At 62.2% G+C, this 17,729-nt stretch carries 5 protein-coding genes and 1 pseudogene; 5 read left to right on the top strand and 1 reads right to left on the bottom strand.

From position 1 onward, the window contains the following. Window positions 1-180 precede the first annotated feature (180 nt). From ABMA59_RS26225 to ABMA59_RS26210, 4 genes are all read left to right on the top strand, one after another. On the top strand, window positions 181-7,716 hold the full coding sequence (locus ABMA59_RS26225; RefSeq protein ID WP_349008331.1) for a hypothetical protein: 7,536 nt from the start codon (window positions 181-183) through the stop codon (window positions 7,714-7,716). A gap of 1,145 nt (window positions 7,717-8,861) precedes the next feature. Continuing rightward, on the top strand, window positions 8,862-14,462 hold the full coding sequence (locus tag ABMA59_RS26220) for a hypothetical protein (protein WP_349008330.1): 5,601 nt from the start codon (window positions 8,862-8,864) through the stop codon (window positions 14,460-14,462). Between the two features lie 35 nt (window positions 14,463-14,497). Beyond that, window positions 14,498-14,767, top strand: a complete 270-nt coding sequence (locus tag ABMA59_RS26215) for a hypothetical protein (RefSeq protein ID WP_349008329.1) — start codon at window positions 14,498-14,500, stop codon at window positions 14,765-14,767. Between the two features lie 12 nt (window positions 14,768-14,779). Next, the gene (locus ABMA59_RS26210; protein WP_349008328.1) at window positions 14,780-15,694 is read left to right on the top strand and encodes a hypothetical protein; all 915 of its coding nucleotides are present in this window, start codon (window positions 14,780-14,782) and stop codon (window positions 15,692-15,694) included. Between the two features lie 313 nt (window positions 15,695-16,007). Here ABMA59_RS26210 and ABMA59_RS26205 read toward each other — a convergent pair. Beyond that, window positions 16,008-16,310, bottom strand: a pseudogene (locus ABMA59_RS26205) (integrase core domain-containing protein); the annotation flags it as partial. Between the two features lie 43 nt (window positions 16,311-16,353). Here ABMA59_RS26205 and ABMA59_RS26200 point away from each other — a divergent pair. Then, a complete protein-coding gene (locus tag ABMA59_RS26200) occupies window positions 16,354-17,727 on the top strand; it encodes an IS30 family transposase (protein ID WP_349008327.1) in 1,374 nt (457 codons plus the stop codon). The last annotated feature ends 2 nt before the right edge of the window (window positions 17,728-17,729 follow it).

The following is a 17,729-nucleotide window of genomic DNA, read 5'->3' as shown; positions in this document are numbered from 1 at the left end:
TAAGATTAAAGCGCGTAGCATAGATTAGGATCTAGGTTTTATAGCATCGTCGGCCTTCGAATTCGATTGGGCGTAGATACCCAGCCTTCGAAGACGTATAGCCTATTGCAAAAAAGCATCGTTCATGATGCGGATTAAAAGTACCAAAGAATAGCTGTCATCTTTCCCGGGGGGACAGAGATGGGACGCGCTTTTAGGTTCTACGGCCTCTTTCACTGGCCGCCGGTTTCAGGTCGTCCAACTACTGACGCGAAGCATATCCCGGGGGTCGTAGAGATCCACTTTCTCCCGAGACAGGGAGAGGGCGACACCCCCCGCGCCCTGCTCAACTGGATTCCTGGGACGCCGATCGACTTTAAGGCTCCGAAAACCGACGGGGCTCCGCTTCTGTTCGACAAGACGCCGACCGAAGCCGCGGACTGGTTCAAGGAGAGCGGCGAGCCGCAGGCGATCTGGATCGACGGTGGAACGCATGCGGGCGACATCGCCCAGGACTGGATCGTCTTTCGGGGTGCGTTTCTGATCGAGCAGTACCGGACGGACGAACAGCCCGACATTCGCTGGCCCCTGGTCGAGGAGTGCAGCTACTACAAGGACAAGCTGATCCACTCGGCGCTGGTTATCAACAATAAGGGCGAAGACGCAGCCAGATCCCGCTTCCGTTTCAACCTTCATCTGCCATTGCCTTTGCCCCGCGGCGACAAACCAGCAGGCGACTGGCGCAATCCGTCGGCATTTCCCTTCTGCGTTGTGTATCATTGCATCCCGCAGAAGGATGCCGCGCTGAACGCCGAAGCTCTGGTGGCCGGTTGGATCGAGGAGGATTCAAGCGGCGCCGGCATTCCAGGTTCCGCAAAGGACGGCTGGACGTCCTATGTCGTAGCGGGTGCGGACAAACCGAAGAGCCCGGTTCTCGGCCAATTCGGTTTCGCGCGATCGCGCAACAACATGGACGGGTTCGCCGGCTTAACCGGCGAACCGAAGGATACCAAGAAATACACAGCGCATCCGGAGCGTTTCTGGCCGACGGCGCTTGGCTCGACGGCGGCGGCAATTCTGTCGGGATATGGATTTTCGGCATCTATCGATGCAAGCGGGTCGCCGACCGGTCCCGGCGATCTCAGCATCCGTCTTCCGACATGGACGCCGGATGCCGGGGGAGGCCTGATCTATCGAGTCAGGCTCGACGCGGCATGGGTGAATCCGACAGAAGACCTACCGAAGAAAGGCGCACTGATCCTCAATCTCGCCGACGAACTCGCCGGCCGCACCGCCGATGACATCCACTATGGCATTGGCGACATTCCGGAAACGGAGACGGGCTGCGACGTGCCTGGATTGTTCGCCGCAGGCGGGAGCGAAGACAAGCTGTATATCGACCTCGAGCGCTCGTGGGATGTTCCCGACGACGAAAGCATATGGCTCGGCCCGGATCGGTGGTCGCCGCACAACCGGCTTACGCTGCAATGGAAGGAGGCCCTCCCCGCCATCACGGACAAGACGTCGGCGCCGGTGTTGGCCAAGCAAACCTTCCACGGTGGCCTGGTCGATCGTGCCGCCTACACGTTTGGTCAAATGAGATCGGCGCTGCCGACCGGCGAGGCCGGATTGCCGCATTCCTTCCTGCCAACGCTGACGTCGAGCCCGCAGACCGTCCGTCTCACATTATGCTCGCCGCCCGTGCCGGTTCCGCTCTGGGGCAACTCCCGGCGGCGGCGCATGCAGCTCAGCCTGGCCGATGCCGGCGACCTCGTGGAAAGCGTCGGCACAGAGGCGATTTCCCCGGCCCTTGCTATACAACTGCAATTTGACATGAAGGCCGCCGAGCTTTCCTTTTTCGACACATCGGGCGCAACGCTTTCGCTCACGCTTAGGAAGGCAGCCCGGCCGGCGCTGGGTGCAGACGACCGCGCCGAATTCTATTTCGCATCCTACAAAATGCGTACCACCGCGGTAATCTCTGCCGCGCCGTGGATGGGTCGGCTCGCGTCGCTGGCTTTTTCGGGCGGCACTTATTCAAAACTGACGGAGGGGTCCGGGCAATTGCGCATCGGCGGCCACGGGCAGGGGTCCGGAGCTTCCGCGCGCGGATTGGTGCTGCTTTATCCGAACGGTCGCGTCGCTTCGCAATTCGACGTGGCGATCCCGCTCGACGCCGTTTCTCAGGTTGGCGTCGACACCGGACGATTCGATCGATCGGGACGCTCCGCGCCGCTGCTCATTCCTCTGGTCGACCCCGATCAGCAGAAGCCAAAGTCGATTGAGCCCGCCGCTCCCACGTTCTGGCTCCAAGCGATTGAAACGATCTATCCGCGCGAAGACAGGCAACTTCACGCCAAACTCACGGACACCGCCACGGCGCAAGGCGAACGCGCCTTCGTCGTGCTTTCAGCCGAACCCTTCTCGATACTGCGTTATGCCAGCCGGCCACTCAGCGATCGCGGCGATGAAAGCTCGGCGTCGGTCGCTGACTACAGCGGCGACACCCGCATATGGGAATTCAAACGGACAGCGGACCATTACCACTACATGCTGCCGCCGCAATCCGTCGGCGAAAGCGCCGACAAGCCTCGGCGCCTCGAAATCCATGATCTGCCCGAACCGTGGGGTGAATCGCCTCCACGTCCGTTCGAAACGATCAAGAAGACAGATGGATCGATTGACGTCACCTGGGCCGACCTGCACCGGCGCGCCGTCGAGCTTCGCTATACACCGTGCGCCGAGTTCTGGATCAGGCCGAGCGATGTCGAGCGCGGCTATTTCATGCCTGAATCGCAAAGTTACGAGATTTTTCGCCAGAGCGGTGCATACGGTCTCGGCTCCGCGCTAGCCTACCTCAAGGCAGAATTCCTCTATGGCATGCCGGTCGGGCTCGACATATCCAAGGAAGACGGCATCGCGCGCGGCGCCCGCGTGGCGGAGATCGAGGCGCTTACCGGTCGCCCGCCGGGGGAAGCCGGCCCGGAAGCAGACCCGGCTTTGTCCGGGCGCTGGAACGCCTTGCGCGCGGCAGCTGCTTCTCGCCCGGAGCGGCTCGAGATCTGGGCGCGCGACCTCGACTCCACGGTTGACTTCACGCCTGCACGTTTTTCCGCCGGTGCCCGATTTGCCCTGCGTGCCACGGCCCTGCACCGTGCAGCGTTGAAGTTCGACGACAACGAGGATCGCGATCTCGAATTCGTGCCGCGTGTCGGCGGCGTCTTTCCCGAGGCCGGGGCACCCCAGGATCCATCGCTGCTGCGCCACCATCCCGCCGGCCTGAGCGGAGGTGCGCTGTGGCCGGTCGAGTCGCTTAACCTCTTCAACATCCTGTGCAAACAGCCGCAATCGCGCGGCGGCGTCATCGAGGGCATCGCGCTGTCGCCACTGGGCGGCGACGCGGCGCAAAGAGCGGAGTTCCTCGGCGGCAAAGTCACGATCATCAGCAAGACCCGCAACGGTCATGTCGAGCGGCAGCAGGTCGAGGTGCTCGGCCGCATCTGCGCCTTGTGGCACCGCGCCAAGCACGTCGTCGTCTATGAGCGCACGACCAACCCGTCGGCGCAGTTCGCGCCCAAGGTGAAGGACGACCCCAATCGCACGCGGTCGCGCCGTCCGATCTTGCGCAAGGTGCGCGAGTACATCGAATTGTTGCAGCCCGAGCGCGCCTATCCGGACTTTTCACAGGTCGCGCCGCGCGCTTCGGGCTTCCTTGACCGCGTGCGCTTCAACGCCGCCATCATCAATGTCGACAGCGCCTGGAGCAGCGACGTCGGCGACTTCGGCTGGCGCATTCCGCTGTGGAATCGGCAGAGCGCGCGCGAGCGCCCGCAAGTGTACCCTCTGCCGGACATTGCTTTCGTGACGAGCGCCGAGGGTGACGGCGACCGGCCTGTGGTCGCGCAGGCATGCCTCGATCCCGACTACCTGACATTCTTTGCCGATTTCAAAGTCAACACCAGCGACACCGACAAGTGGATTCCGCGCCTCGATCTCGACTATCCGAACATGCCCGCGGCGAAGGCGATCGCCGCGGTCGCGGACAAGCGATCCGTTGATCCGAAGGAAAATGCTGGCGATCAAGCCGAGGGCCGCCGCCGCGCGGTGGGACGGTTCCTCCCCGGCCTGCGCCAATTTACCTGGCGCCTGACACCGGCCGCCCGCAAGACGGCCATCAATGCCGGCCGTGCGAGCAAGCCTGTGTTTGTCGGCCTGGATTCGGTCAGCTTCATGCGTGCGGGCCACGCCGAGGAAAAGCAGCAGGCTCTTCCGGCGGATTTATCCACGCTGCTGACGGCGGGCACCGGCTTCAAGCCGGCAGCGCCCGCCATTCCAGGCGGCCTTAATTATTGGGGGCCGGACGGCACCGGCGCGACATTCGACGGGGCTGCGGAGTTCGCCGCTTTCTTAAAAGAGGGAGGGGCCTTCCTAGACGCGGTGAGTAAAGGGAATGGTAAGGAGGCGAAAAAGCTGCTCACCGACTTCGAAACCGACGTCAATGGCTGGGCAAAAATCAAGAACGGTCTTCCCGCCATCGCCAAGGATTTCAAAGACACCAGTCTCGGCGCCTTCACGTCAACGCTGAAGTCGGGCGGCGCGTTCTGCGACAAGCTGAAGACGGACGCGATCGGCACGCTCAAGCGCAAGCAGATGCTGGTGCGCACGGCGCTGGCCGACTGGCTGCGCGACCTCGAAGACGCGCTGGTCGATGTCGACAACGCATTGGGTGGCCATGGTACCAAAGAAGCTGCTATCGATGCTCTAGCTGAGAACATCACCGACTTCATCAGACCGATCTTCACCGAGGCATCGGCCGATATCGGCGACCTAAGCGAAGGCGTTGAGAAGGCGCGCGGAGCTGTCGCCGACGTCGAAGCCGAAGTCGAGGCTGTAATGCGGCGCGCCCGCCAGCGTGTCGAGCAGTTCGCGGTCGGCTATGACGAGGACAAGCCCTGGTCGGACAACCGGCGCAAGGCCTTCCGCGACGGCTTGCGCGCCTGCCTGAGCAGCGTTGCCGACGATGTTCTGGCCGCAGTCGAGGAGACACGGCAACGCCTCGCCGTGGAACTCAACGACATAAGCCAGTCGATCGCCGGCCATGTCGCCAAGCTCGTCGCCGAGGCTTGCCAGATCGCAGACGACGCGCATCAGAACGTCACCGAGTTGTCGAAGCCGCTCGACTCGTTCCTTGGCCCGATCGATACCGTTCTGGCGAAGCTGGTGGCTGATACCGGCAGCGGCACGCTCAAGATCGATGCCTTGATCGCCGACACAACAAAAATCGTCGACGCAGCGCTCCAGACAACCGTCAAGGCCCTGCTCGAAAAGGTTAAGGCCGGCATCGCCACCGCCCAGCAGGCGGTCATCGATGCACGTGGCGCGGTTCAAAAGGCGGACGAGGCGGCCAACGCTGCGGCTGGAGACATCGCCACCGCGATTGATCAGCTGAAAGTGGCCGTCAAAGCGGTCTCGGATGTTCTTGAGGAGGACGCCGGAAAGTTGGTGGCCGCCGCCGAGCAGATCGATAGCGGCGTTGCCGCCCTGCGCGACGACATTCGCAACCTGTTCGGGTCACTTGTGGGTTCCTTCGACGGTCTGTTGCTCTGGTCCGATCAAGTGCTCGGCAGGATCGGTCTTGCCACCGATGCGGTGGTACTGCCGGCGATCGACTGGACGCGCGCCGAAATGGAGCGAATCCAACTCGCCCTGCGCGCGGTGCCGCCGGTGGTCGACGTGGTGGCCGCGGACGCGCAGGCAGCGCTGTCGGCCGCGCAAGACCTGCTCGCCCCCGGCGCGCTGGTTGAGACGGTTATCCGCGATAAGGTGCTGATCCCTCTGCTGACACGACTCCTGCAGGGTTTGCCGGACCCGCTCGATGCGGGTCTTGTGGCCGAGGTCGAGACGGTTCGCAACGCGCTCGTGGACTTCGAGGATGCCGTCGGCGATGCGCTCGATGGTCTGACCGAAGCAGCTCTCGGCGCGGTCGACGCGGTCTCGGCAGCTTGCGGCGAGGTGTTCGAAGGCATCACTGAAGCCGAAAACTACCTGAAACAAATGGCGCAACGGGCCGAAACCTACCTCGCCACAAAAGTTTCCGAGGCGATCAAGCCCCTGGAAAAGGTGCTCGCGGCCGCAGGCGATGTCATTAACGACGTCGAGGACATACTGGCCACCGCCAGAGCCTTCGACCGCACGGTGCGGGCCTTGCACAACGACTTTGCGCGTGTCTATGCAACCGCCGGTGCTTTCACGGACCGCGTGTTCGACGCCGCGAGCCGGATCGACGAAGGCGGCATCCTTGCCGCGCCCAATAATGTCCTCAAGCTCTATTCGGCCGTGACCAGCGCACCGGAGCTGGCGGCGCTCAAATCCGACATCGATCGCATCCGGTCCGGGTTCGACGAACTCAGCGATATTATCGACACCACGCAGGCCAACGCCCTCTTCAACCGGCTCGGCGACGAGTTGAAGGCGCTTGGCCTTTCCTTGCCATTCGACAGGATCGGCGAAACGCTGCTGCCGGCGGATCTGTCCGGCATCGACATCGGCAGAGTGTTCAGAAGCTTCGGCGGCGCCAAGCTGGACACCGTGCTCAAGAAATACAAGCTGCCGGCCGGCGTCCGCGACGCGATCCGCATAACGCATGACTTCGACAAGAAGCAGGCGCGCGCTTGGGTGCAGGTCGACGTCAACGCGCCGATGCTCGGCCGCCGGAGTTTATTTTCCGTCGGCATCTTCTCAGCCGACTTCGTCGATATGGTTCTGACCGGCCAGGTTCGCTTGGAGGCGTCAAAGGATATCGACCATGTGACTCTCACCGGTTTCGGCCGCATTGACACCGTCATCGACCTCGTGGTCGGCGGCCAGACGATGGTTTCTTTCACCAAGTTCGCATTGAGCTTCACCAAGGAGGGCGGACTCAAGATCGATTTCGATCCCACCGGCATTCGCCTCAACCCGCAGTTCAAATTCATTCAGGATTTCCTGTCGACTCTGTTCGGCGATCTCGATCCGGGCGGTGTGAAGCTAATCAAGGAAAACGGCATTCCGGTCGGCGTGGAGCATGAATATATCATCCCTCCAGTGGCGCTGAATTTCGGCACCAGCGGCGTTTCCAACATCTCGATCGAAAACCGATTCAGGCTCGTTGCTTATCCAGATTTCATGATTGCCGACCGGTTCAACCTGTCGACGGTGGAGCGTCCGTTCATCTTTTCGATCTTCATCATCGGCGGCACCGGCTACATTCAGATCGAGGCGCAGTACCGGCCGTTCGATTCTGAACTTTCGGTGATGGTTGAGGCCGGGGCGGGCGGCTCGGCCCAGCTCGCCTTTTCGTTCGGCCCGTTTTCTGGCCAAGTCTTCATAACCCTTTCCGGAACGCTGAGCTATCGCAAGGTGATCGGCAAACCCGGCGGAGGTCTTGCGATCTCGGTGGTCATCGTCATCGCGGGCCATGTCGATGTCGCGGGTATTGTCACGGTCGGCATCACGCTGATGCTTAGGCTCACCTATCGCGACAATGGACAGGTGGACGGCGACGGCTCGCTCTCTGTCACGATCCGCATCTCCCGGTTCTTCAAGCTGACCGCGCGCGCCAACATCAAATACAAGCTGCGCGGCGGGCAGTCGCAAACGCAGGTGTCGTCCGGAGTCGGCGTTTCTCCCGTGGTGGCGGCCGGCAACTCCCATCCCATCGTGGCCGCATCGCAGCGGCTCCAACAGGCGGGAATGTGACCATGGCGCTTACCCCGATCCTCTACTGCCAGGTCGATCCGGAGCCGGAGCGTTTCTACGCTGCCGACATCGCCGACCCAAAACTGCACTTTGCCGTAAATTTGAGCTTCGAGGTCACCGACGATACGCCGATGCCGATCGATGAGGCCATTCTGGCGATCATCGAGGACGATTCGAAGGAACGGTTCGACATCGTGCTTGGCCGGCTCGCAACGGAGCTGACGCTCTGGGCCTACGAGCTCGTCAGGGATGCCAGCGGACAGCTGCATCTGACTGATCCGCAGGCGTTGGCGCCGATCTCGGCGCCCCAGCAAGGCAAGGCCGGACAGATTTTTCCCTGGCTGAACGAGGAAGCGCGAAAAGTTTCGGCGCGAGACCGCTTCTGGTCGGCGCCGCCGCGAGAGGTCGATCGGCCGGTCGACGTAAAACAGGCCGGCGCCGCGGCGCGTCTTCGCGCCGTGCAGTCCTGGAACGCGCCGGTTGGCCACGTTCACAACCTGACGCATGTCGCGCCGATGCCGGCTTCGTGGTTCGCGCCGCCGCTTCTGCCACTGCCCTCGCCGCAGCCGGATGAGCGGTTGGGCATCGTCATTGTTCCAATCCTCGGCGGCAATGCGCCGCCCGACCTCTCCGCCTGGGATGCCAGTCCCTCGTCAAGTGCGTCGACACCTCTCCTGGCCGCTTTCAAATACCCGATCGACCAGACGCTACCCGATTTTACCGGCATCGCCTCAGTAATGCCGTTGGGAAACACCGACGGCCTGGACCCTTCGAAGGTCGACCCCGGGATCGGCCCGGACGGCTATATGTTCGTCGAGCCTGATGCCGAGAATGTGCGGCGCTTTCTGCAATGGTTCGAGGGGCGTGCCGCCTCGCTGCTCGCGGCAAATACAGCGCTTTCGCCGCGAAGGCACGAGGACGAGGACCAGTTCGCCACATTTCTTGGAATTCGACCCCCTCCAGGCATTCCGCCAATTCCAAAAGTAGTTTTCTATTGGGACCACCTTATGTGGTTCGCGGTTTCGCGCCTGCTCGCCGCGCTCGATGCACCGCTGACGGCGCTGCTCAAGCCGGTTCTCGACCCGGATTTCGCCAAGAAGGGTCACGACCTGCAACTGACTTTCGACGCCGAAGGCGAAGGTCCGTTGCTCGCCCCGTTGGTGACGGCTATCCGCGTTCAATTCGACGGGCTGGCTAGCGAGGGTCGCGGTTCATTTTTCAGTTCCACCGACACCGATCCGGTCAAGATCTGCGCGGCGATCCGCACGATCCTGCGCAAGCATTGTCCATTGATCGCAGGCGCCCCGGACGCCGGTGCGCTTGCCTCTGTCCTGCAGTCCATTTTCGATTTGCCCGATGTCCCCGCTAAGCCTGCTACGGTCAACACAGACCGCCAATTCCTGTCGGCCATGCTTGCGGCCTATACGACGTTTATGACGGCGAGCGGGCAGCCAAAGGAGGATGCCCGGAAGATCTCAGACGAGGCGCTCGGCCACATCAATACGATGTCCGCCGACGGCTTCCAGACAATGGCGCGGCTGGTCGCGGAACTGGAACAGTCGCTGCTCGATGAGAAGGGGGCTGAGCGGGCGATCGTGGCTATCCTTCTCAGCACGGAACATGGCGGCAAAACCCTTGCCGGCTTGATCGTGGACAATCTTGCGGGGACACCAACCGCCGAAGAGCGGACATCGGCGGTGACGGCCATCGGCGATGCCTGGACCGCCTATCGAGGGTTGCTCGACGGACCCTTCAATGGTGCGGAAGCGGTCCGCCAGGCGTCCAGCGATACGGCCGTCAAGGCGCTTCTCACCTACTCGATCCAGCGCGCCAGCAAACCTTCTGGCCAGTCGCCGTCCGGCTACCTTGCCGGCATAGCCAAGCGTGGCGCCTATTACGAGCGGCGTTTCCTAAACGACGAAACGACCGCGCAATGCTTTGACCCGATGCTGCTGGCCTTCGTCAGGCCACCGATCGAGTTGCTTGCCGACCCTGACGGCGTCGTTGATTTCTTGCGACAGCAGCTCCAAGACGCCTATAAGGCGGCCCTTGCACCCATCGATCTGCTATTTGACCCCAAAGCCCGCTTTGTTCCGGATGGCGCGCCGCAGGCCCTGCCGATCCAAATTGCAGGACATGTCGACGGGTCGCACATCGATGCCTTCGCAGCAGCCTTTAACGGCATAGGCTTGGCCATCCGCAGGCTGGATGGCACGCAGGACCGCTGGGCGCATGCCAACCTCACCGATCTGACCTGGCAATGGCCCTCCGAAGACGACGCCCATCCCGGACCCGAGGTCGCTTTCAAGAATGCCATCCATCCCATGCTGCCGGCCGTCTCAGATGGCCGGGGGCCGATGTTCATCGACTACGACGGCGTCCCCTTCGCGGCATCCGTGGATTCCTCCTCCGCGGTCGAGAATGGCAATGAAACGGCCGATCCGCGCAAACCCTTCTATTGCCACGACCCGCATTTCTTCGAGAAAAAGGACGATCCTTTCGCCAAGCTGCCTCGCCTCGCCTATGGCCGCACCTTCGAAAGTTTCGCCTTCATCACCAGCAATGCCGGCGCGATGCCGCTACAGCTGCAGTTCGCGGCTGACTCCCCGTGGCTTCCCAGGCCGGACTTCGACAATCTACCCCTGGACAAAAAGTTCGTCGGCCGGAGCGACTATCAGCGTCGAACGGCGATCGCTCAGGTCGCTGTCGAAGAAACGGCGCCAACCGCCAAGACGCCGCAGCCCGACGGCGTTGCTCCACTCTCCGAAGACTATCCACGCATTGTCGTGGTCGCCGAGAAAAGCACTCCTGGGCGGCGGGACATTTTTCGCAGCGGCGATGGCATCGGGACGATGGAACTGCCTGCGGACGGGCAGAAGGCAGCGTGGCCGCTTGCCAATGCGTGCCTTGGAGGAAAACCCTCGACTTTAACGCTGACCTATTTTGACCGGCCCGCGCTTGGCCCCGAGGATACTGGGACCGCCTCGGTTCAAATCGACCTGACCGGCATCGCCGGCGGCGGCGAGATAGGCATCGAGATCGCGCTCGCACGCCGCCAGGACGGCCGCTGCGACCTCGTCGTGTCTGTCGACGATAAAGAAATCGATCGCAAGGATTTTCCCATTTCCGACGGTTTGGGATGGCTTCGCCTGACCCTCGAAACAAAGGACAACGCGGCCGCGTCCCTGGCGTTTGCCGACCCCGCTGGCCAGAAGCCGGATAATGTATCCGCGCCGTTGTTCCTTCTTGCGCCGGAAAGCATAGGCTGGCGCTCTTGTCCTGTGACGCGGAACTTCTCAATTGCGACGCCGCGCGTGGGCTATCCAAACTTCATGCGCTGGCTGAGCAATGCAGACCTTAGCAAGCGGGCGCTGCCGGGACGGGATCTAGAAGACGAGACTGATAAAGCCTTCAAATTTCTGACGGCGCTTCGGCTCGCATACGATCTGCGCCATCTCGACGAGAAGCTGGCGGCCGCTCTTGCCAATCTACCGGACCTGGCGGTTGTAGCCATTCGCTTCGAACTGGCGACGACAGATGCCTTGACGCCGGACGTTCCATCGGCACGCACGACTTATGTACGTCTGGATCAAGGGCTCGAGGACCCAACGAAAACAGCACTCAACGACTTCCTCGACACATGGGCCTGGACGCCGCCCGCCGACGGCACCCCGCCAAGTGAAATCGTCAAGTTGCTAATGAAGAATGTCCTGCAACCTTTGGACGGCCGCTTCCGGCGCACCCTGAACGTGTCCGCGGGTCAGCCGTTGTCCATCGCTGCAACTCCAAACGGGTCGACGGTTACGGCGACCATTCCTGGCGGCATGTCGGCCCGGCTGATGCTCGATGCGGAGGTTCTCGCGGAGGACTTTCTGCCGCAAGGCGGTCATCCATCCGTATTCCATCCGGGGCTCAAGCAATATGCGGCACGCGTCGTCGAACTCGATGGCAAAGCGCCGTTGGCATTTCCCGCCGCGGCGCTGCGTTTCGAGGTGATGTGGGACGGTATCGGCAAGCCGGAAACATGGGCCCAGACTTGGCTGCCCTTGGCAGCGGCAGCGATAGCAGCGCGGCCATTGCAGCGGGCACGCCGCTATGACCTGGTGGCCGCCGAGTCTACGTCATGGAGTAAGGACGAGCGTCGCCGCTGGCGGCTGATCGGCGAGATCGACACGGTGACACAGCGCTGGCGTCCGACAGGCCGGCCGATCTATCACCACATTGCTCCCGCGACGTATGCAGCGGACAAAAGCGCGCCCGGCAGCGCTGCAGCCATGCAGCTGCAACTCGACAAGCTTGACCGGCTTGCTCAATTCGAATCGGATGCGTTCTTCGATCGGCCGGACATCGACGCCAACGCAGTTTCCCAAAGGCTTCTGCCGCTGCCTTCCGCCACGGTGCTTCAGGAGCATCCATGGGAGGCGCCATCGGCCACCTACTTCCGCCACCGCTTCACGCTGCGTTCGCGCTACGCCGGCGCTCTGACCGATGCGGTCAAGCGCCAAACCGACGCTTGGCCCCCAAAGACTCCCGCCGAGCCGAACACCGTTCACAATCGGGCGAGCCACTGGACGATGCGGGTGGCGGTCTTGGCCGAACTCTCCCGCGCTCTGCTCCCGACACCGCAGTTGCGTGCGCTGATCCCGCTCACGACTTCCGTGAGCGGCGATGAAACGGCGAACCCGGCGCCGCCGGTCGCCGCAATCCTGCAGGAGCCGCCTTTTGCGCGTGGCGGCCTGGCCGACCGCATATCCGCCGAGATCAAGACCGGATTCGGCTATGGCTTCCTGCCTGACGCCGAACGGGCCGAGCCCGACAAACGCGTCGCGGCCGCAAACCATGTTGAGATCCTGGATTCGCGGAAGGAAGCTGGGCCGACCCCCTATCTCGATTACCGGGCGATAAAGCCCGAGATTTCGCGCGGCATGGCGCTGGTGGCGGAAGGCCCCATGGGTCTTACCTTCGACAATGCCGACTCGGCGGCCCCGGCGCTGCCGAATGCCATGATCAACTTGCGGCCGGTATCGCTCGCCGGCAAAGAACCGCCCCTAGAAGAACTTTTTCTCGGCGTCTCGATGCGTCGCTATTTCGATCCATACTGGATCGTGGGCGGCAGAGACGCGGATGTTCGCGCCGGTTGGATCGACGCCGAAGCCTGCTGGTGGATCGACCTCGGTTCGCCGACGCGCTGGACGCACGACATTGTCATCAACATGCGTGTCGGCGGCAACGTCCCACAGAACCTGCTGATGTTCACGCCGACAGCGGACAGCGAGCCCCAAAATGTCGAGGCATTCGCCGCCAAAGTATCGCCCGCCGCCGTCGACGGCGTCGGCGGAACGAACACCTGGATCGAATTGCTGCGCGCCATCAAGGCGGAGGTCGGCCGTGTTTCGGTTCTCCATCAACCGGTTGCCCCTGGCCGCTACTGCGCTACCGTGTTCGCGGAAAGACAGGCCGACACGGCGACCGGACGTGACAACGCCCCGCTGGCGCTCGCGAGCGTGGAATGGTCTCCACCGGCACTGGCGCAGGGCGAAACGTCCCCGGACAGAACGGCGGCGCCCGTTGAGATCTTTATCGGCGAGGCCGGTCTCACCGCGCGTGAAACGTCCGCCAGCCCGTCCACAATGCTGAAATGGACACGGACCAACCGCGATTTCGAGATGATTGACGTCGGCGCTTCCAAAAAACATCCGTGGCCTGGGCCGGGCCGTGTCAACGTTCAGGATTTGGTCGGCGCATTGACACCTGATCATTACCAGGTGAGCCTTTACGAGCGCCGGGGGACGGAGCCGCTATGGCTTGCCGCCTCGACGCTTCGCAGCCAGTTTCCGCTCCACGCGCACAGGCACCTGGCCTTCCTCTCGATCCGCTATCTGAAAGAGATGGGGCGTCCCGCGGAGATTTTCTGCCGCACCGCGCTCGCCCTGGACAAAGCGCCTTTTCTCGTCCGGAACGACGGGCGATATAAAGAAGGAACGACGGCAGATCCCAAGACACTCTTCCAGCCGCCCGAGCGCGCCGTGCGCGTCATTGAATTCGAGACGCCCGCTCAGATCCTTTGCAGCACCGATTTACCGATGCCGGCGCGCTATCGCTCCGCCTATTTCGACCTCGTTTCCACAGGATTCGGTTTCGACACGCCCGAGGCGATAACGGCTGGCGATGTCATGAATCGCAGCCTGCGCTTCTTCCTGCGGCCGGTCGGGACGGACGCCCACCTCGCGGCGCTGCGCGATCTGACGATCAGCCTCGGCCAACCCTATAAATCCGATACTGAGCAGGGCACCAAGCCTGCCGAGTACACCATCTCCATTAAACCCGAGGAGACCAACAAGCCGGTCACCCTCGGTGTCGTCATGGACATTGACGCCGGAAAAAAGGATGGAAACATCGGTCCTCCCACCGTGACCTTTTCCCTGCTGCGAGCCGATGGTTCGCTGGTCAATGTCGCGGCTAAGATTGGCGAACCGCTCGTCATCCACGACAGCACCGCGCAAACGCCAGGCCTCGTAATGAAGCTCGAGGCGACGGGCGGCACCGGGGAATTCTGGGCCGATGTCTCCCTGCTGCATTCGCGCCGACCGTCAGCACCGGCACTGTTCGACTTCGACTGGCTGTTTTCCCAGTCGTCGGAAATCGATCCTGTCGCCGCGGTCAATGCGGATGGCCTTGCGACAATGGCGGAGGCCCAGGCGCGCCTTATCAGCGTCTCGCCTGCAATCCCTATCCTCCGGCACTAGCAAGGCATGTCGATGATCTTGCCAGGCGATAAATCATGAATCCCGAGGCGGCCATATTGCTGGGAAGCGCTGCGAGCGGGGCCGTGAACGGGTGGCTGTGCTTCATGGTGGCCGGCTCGGGGTGGAGGACCATCGGCAGGCAAACGCTGAAATCGACGGGTTTCGCCGTCGCATTGGTTGGGGGCAGCGCGGCCTTTGCTTTTCTTTTCGGTGGCGCCGCGAGCGCACTGGCGGATGTTTTGGCCGCAAGCAGTAGCGCCTTCGCACGCCTTGCATTTGACGAGAAACTCAAAGGATCAACCTAGCGGAGGGTGGCTATGTCGGCAGTCAATCTGGGGGCCCTTGGCTTTGGGCTCATTATTGGGTGGTATGTTTACTACATAAACCGATACCGCAAGGGCGACGTCCAGCTTGGCGACATTACCACGCTTATCGCGGCGATCGGTGGAGCGGCCGTGCTTGCTCTGTTTCCAGAGAAGACAGACCTCTTCGGCTTCTACGGGATCGGTTTGGCGATCGGATTTTTCGGCTATTTCCTGTCGCTCATCTTCATGGTCGGCTCGTCTAAGAATTTTTCCGTTGACTGGTTTCTGGACGGCCGGCGCAAGGATCCGGAGCCGGGCTATTCCATCCCTGGGGATGTCGCCCCGACGGTCCATCCCATGATTGCGCCTCTGGCGCCAGCCGCGACGGCGGGCGGTGCGGTGACGCAGCAATTTTTCATAGGTCAAGAGCAATCCCGGCCTTCGGCGCTGCCCAGCATTGGCCTCGCGCATCTGCGCCTCGCCGCCTCAACCATCGACCAGCCTACCTGTCAGGCGATCGTCTATGCGGAGAGCGGCACGATCGAACTCCTCAAGGCCGGCGACGCCGCGGGTCTCCAGGAAGCGCGCCGCTTCATCGCCGGCGTTGCCTATAAACGGAACGGCTCGGGCGTTGCATCGCCGAAATATCCCACCGACGATGAACTCAAGCAGCCATTCATTAAGAAAGCCTGGGACAGTTGCGGAAGCGCCGCAACGGCCGCGGCCGGCGACGACGTCGGCGATTGCCGCCACTTCGTCATCTGGTATTCGGACGATGGCAAGACACCGTCAAAAACTCCGAGCGCGATCCCAGCCAGTTGGCCTTACGACTATACCGACAAGATCACAAAAGACTGGGGCCCGTACAAGGTCAACGTCCTCGGCGGCAGCAACATCTACATCATCAAATATTGTGGCGTGCCGTGACCACCCGAGCGGACCAACGGCAAGCTGCTTAGGGGTAAGACAAGACGCGCTACTGGTCGTCGATGATCAATTGATGGTGCGTGCAACGATCTCAAACAACACGAAGAAGGTCTCGGCCGCGTTGCATTTGTGTCTCGGTTTCCGTCGATGCCATTTTCGCCGGGATGACAGGCCAAATGGCAAACAGAATTAGCAATGCCGTATGGCCGACATCGTCGACACAGCTGTTTGCGCAGACTTGCCATCTGATCGGGCCTGGACCAAGCTTCGGGAATGAACCGCGCCGGGTTTGCCGGAGGCCGTTTCGTTTGAGTCACGCCGCCATGGCCGGTTCTTTCAGCATGGCGTAGTAGCGTTTCTCGGCTTCGGCCGGCGGGATGTTGCCGATGGGTTCCAATAGCCGGCGTTTGTTGAACCAGTCGACCCAGTTCAGCGTGGCGAACTCGACGGCCTCGAAGGATCGCCATGGTCCGCGCCTATGGATCACCTCGGCCTTGTAGAGGCCGTTGATCGTCTCGGCGAGAGCGTTGTCGTAGGAGTCTCCGACGCTGCCGACGGAGGGCTTGATGCCTGCTTCCGCCAGTCGTTCGGTGTAGCGGATGCTGACATATTGGGCGGATTCAAGCGGTCGTCGCAACACCTGAATGAAGGAGGTTGCGATGGGCATTCGGAAGCGACGATCACACCGTTCTGGACGAGCGCCGTTGCCGTCGCCGGGACGGCCGCCAGTAGCGGGGCGATCTGAACTCCAACGATTCTGGTTGGGGATAGCGCAGGGGATGACTAGCGAGGATGCTGCGCTGGCGGCTGGTATGTCGCAGCCTGTTGGAACCAGATTGTTCCGACAGGCGGGCGGCATGGCACCAGCGATGTTCAGATTTTCGACCAAGCCGCCATCCGGGCGGTACCTCTCGTTTGCGGAACGTGAAGAGATCGCACTTCTTCGCATTCAGGGTCTTTCGAGACGCGAAATCGGACGCCGACTTAGCCGATCCGCCTCGACCATCTCCCGTGAGCTACGACGCAATGCCGCGACGCGCAGCGGCGGCCTGGAATATCGTGCATCGACAGCCCAATGGCACGCCGAGCGATCGGCACGCCGGCCCAAACCGACCAAGCTTGCGCTCAACACAACCTTGCGCACTTATGTGGAGGAGCGACTGGCCGGCGTTGTCATAACCCCGAATGGCGCTGCCGTTCCTGGTCCCGCCGTTGCGTGGAAGGGCCGCCGGCATGGCCCGCGAAAGGATCGGCGATGGGCCAGCGCTTGGAGCCCGGAGCAGATTGCCCGACGTTTGCCGATCGACTTCCCGGACGACAAGACGATGCGCGTCAGCCACGAAGCCATCTATCAAGCCCTCTTCGTTCAGGGTCGGGGAGCGCTACGCCGCGAACTGTCGGCCTGCTTGCGAACGGGACGCGTGCTGCGAGTCCCCAGGGCGCGCGTACGCAGGCGAGGCAAGAGCTTTGTCTCGCCGGAGATCATGATCAGTCAACGCCCCGCCGAAGCGGCCGATCGCGCCGTGCCTGGTCACTGGGAGGGAGACCTCATCCTTGGTCTTGGAAGCTCGGCGATCGGCACACTGGTTGAGCGTACGACACGCTTCACGATGTTGCTGCATCTTCCCCGGCTTGCGGGTCATGGCGAAGCTCCGCGGATGAAGAATGGTCCTGCTCTCGCGGGACACGGAGCTGAGGCCGTGCGCGATGCGATTACGCGCACCATCATCACTTTGCCCGAAGAGCTGCGTCGTTCGCTAACCTGGGATCAGGGAGCCGAAATGGCTCAAAACGATCGTCTTAAGATCGACGCGGGTGTCCAAGTCTACTTCTGCGATCCGCAAAGCCCATGGCAGCGTGGCACCAACGAGAATACCAATGGGCTGCTGCGTCAGTACTTCCCGAAAGGCACCGACCTGAGCGTGCATAGCGCCGACGAGATCGCCGCCGTGGCCGCGGCCCTTAATGCCCGACCGAGAAAGACCCTGGGCTGGAAAACGCCGGCAGAGGCGCTTGACGAGTTGCTGCCATGAGG

The sequence above is a fragment of the Mesorhizobium yinganensis genome (assembly GCF_040081985.1).
In the GTDB taxonomy this organism is placed as follows: Bacteria; Pseudomonadota; Alphaproteobacteria; order Rhizobiales; family Rhizobiaceae; genus Kumtagia; species Kumtagia yinganensis.
The sequence above is the reverse complement of the archived record's forward strand: the minus strand, read 5'-3'. Positions and strand labels throughout refer to the sequence as shown.

Coding starts and splice junctions, on each gene's coding strand:
- ABMA59_RS26225 (WP_349008331.1), top strand. CDS start 181: ATGGGACGCGCTTTTAGGTTCTACGGCCTCTTTCACTGGCCGCCGGTT.
- ABMA59_RS26200 (WP_349008327.1), top strand. CDS start 16,354: ATGGGCATTCGGAAGCGACGATCACACCGTTCTGGACGAGCGCCGTTG.
- ABMA59_RS26210 (WP_349008328.1), top strand. CDS start 14,780: ATGTCGGCAGTCAATCTGGGGGCCCTTGGCTTTGGGCTCATTATTGGG.
- ABMA59_RS26215 (WP_349008329.1), top strand. CDS start 14,498: ATGAATCCCGAGGCGGCCATATTGCTGGGAAGCGCTGCGAGCGGGGCC.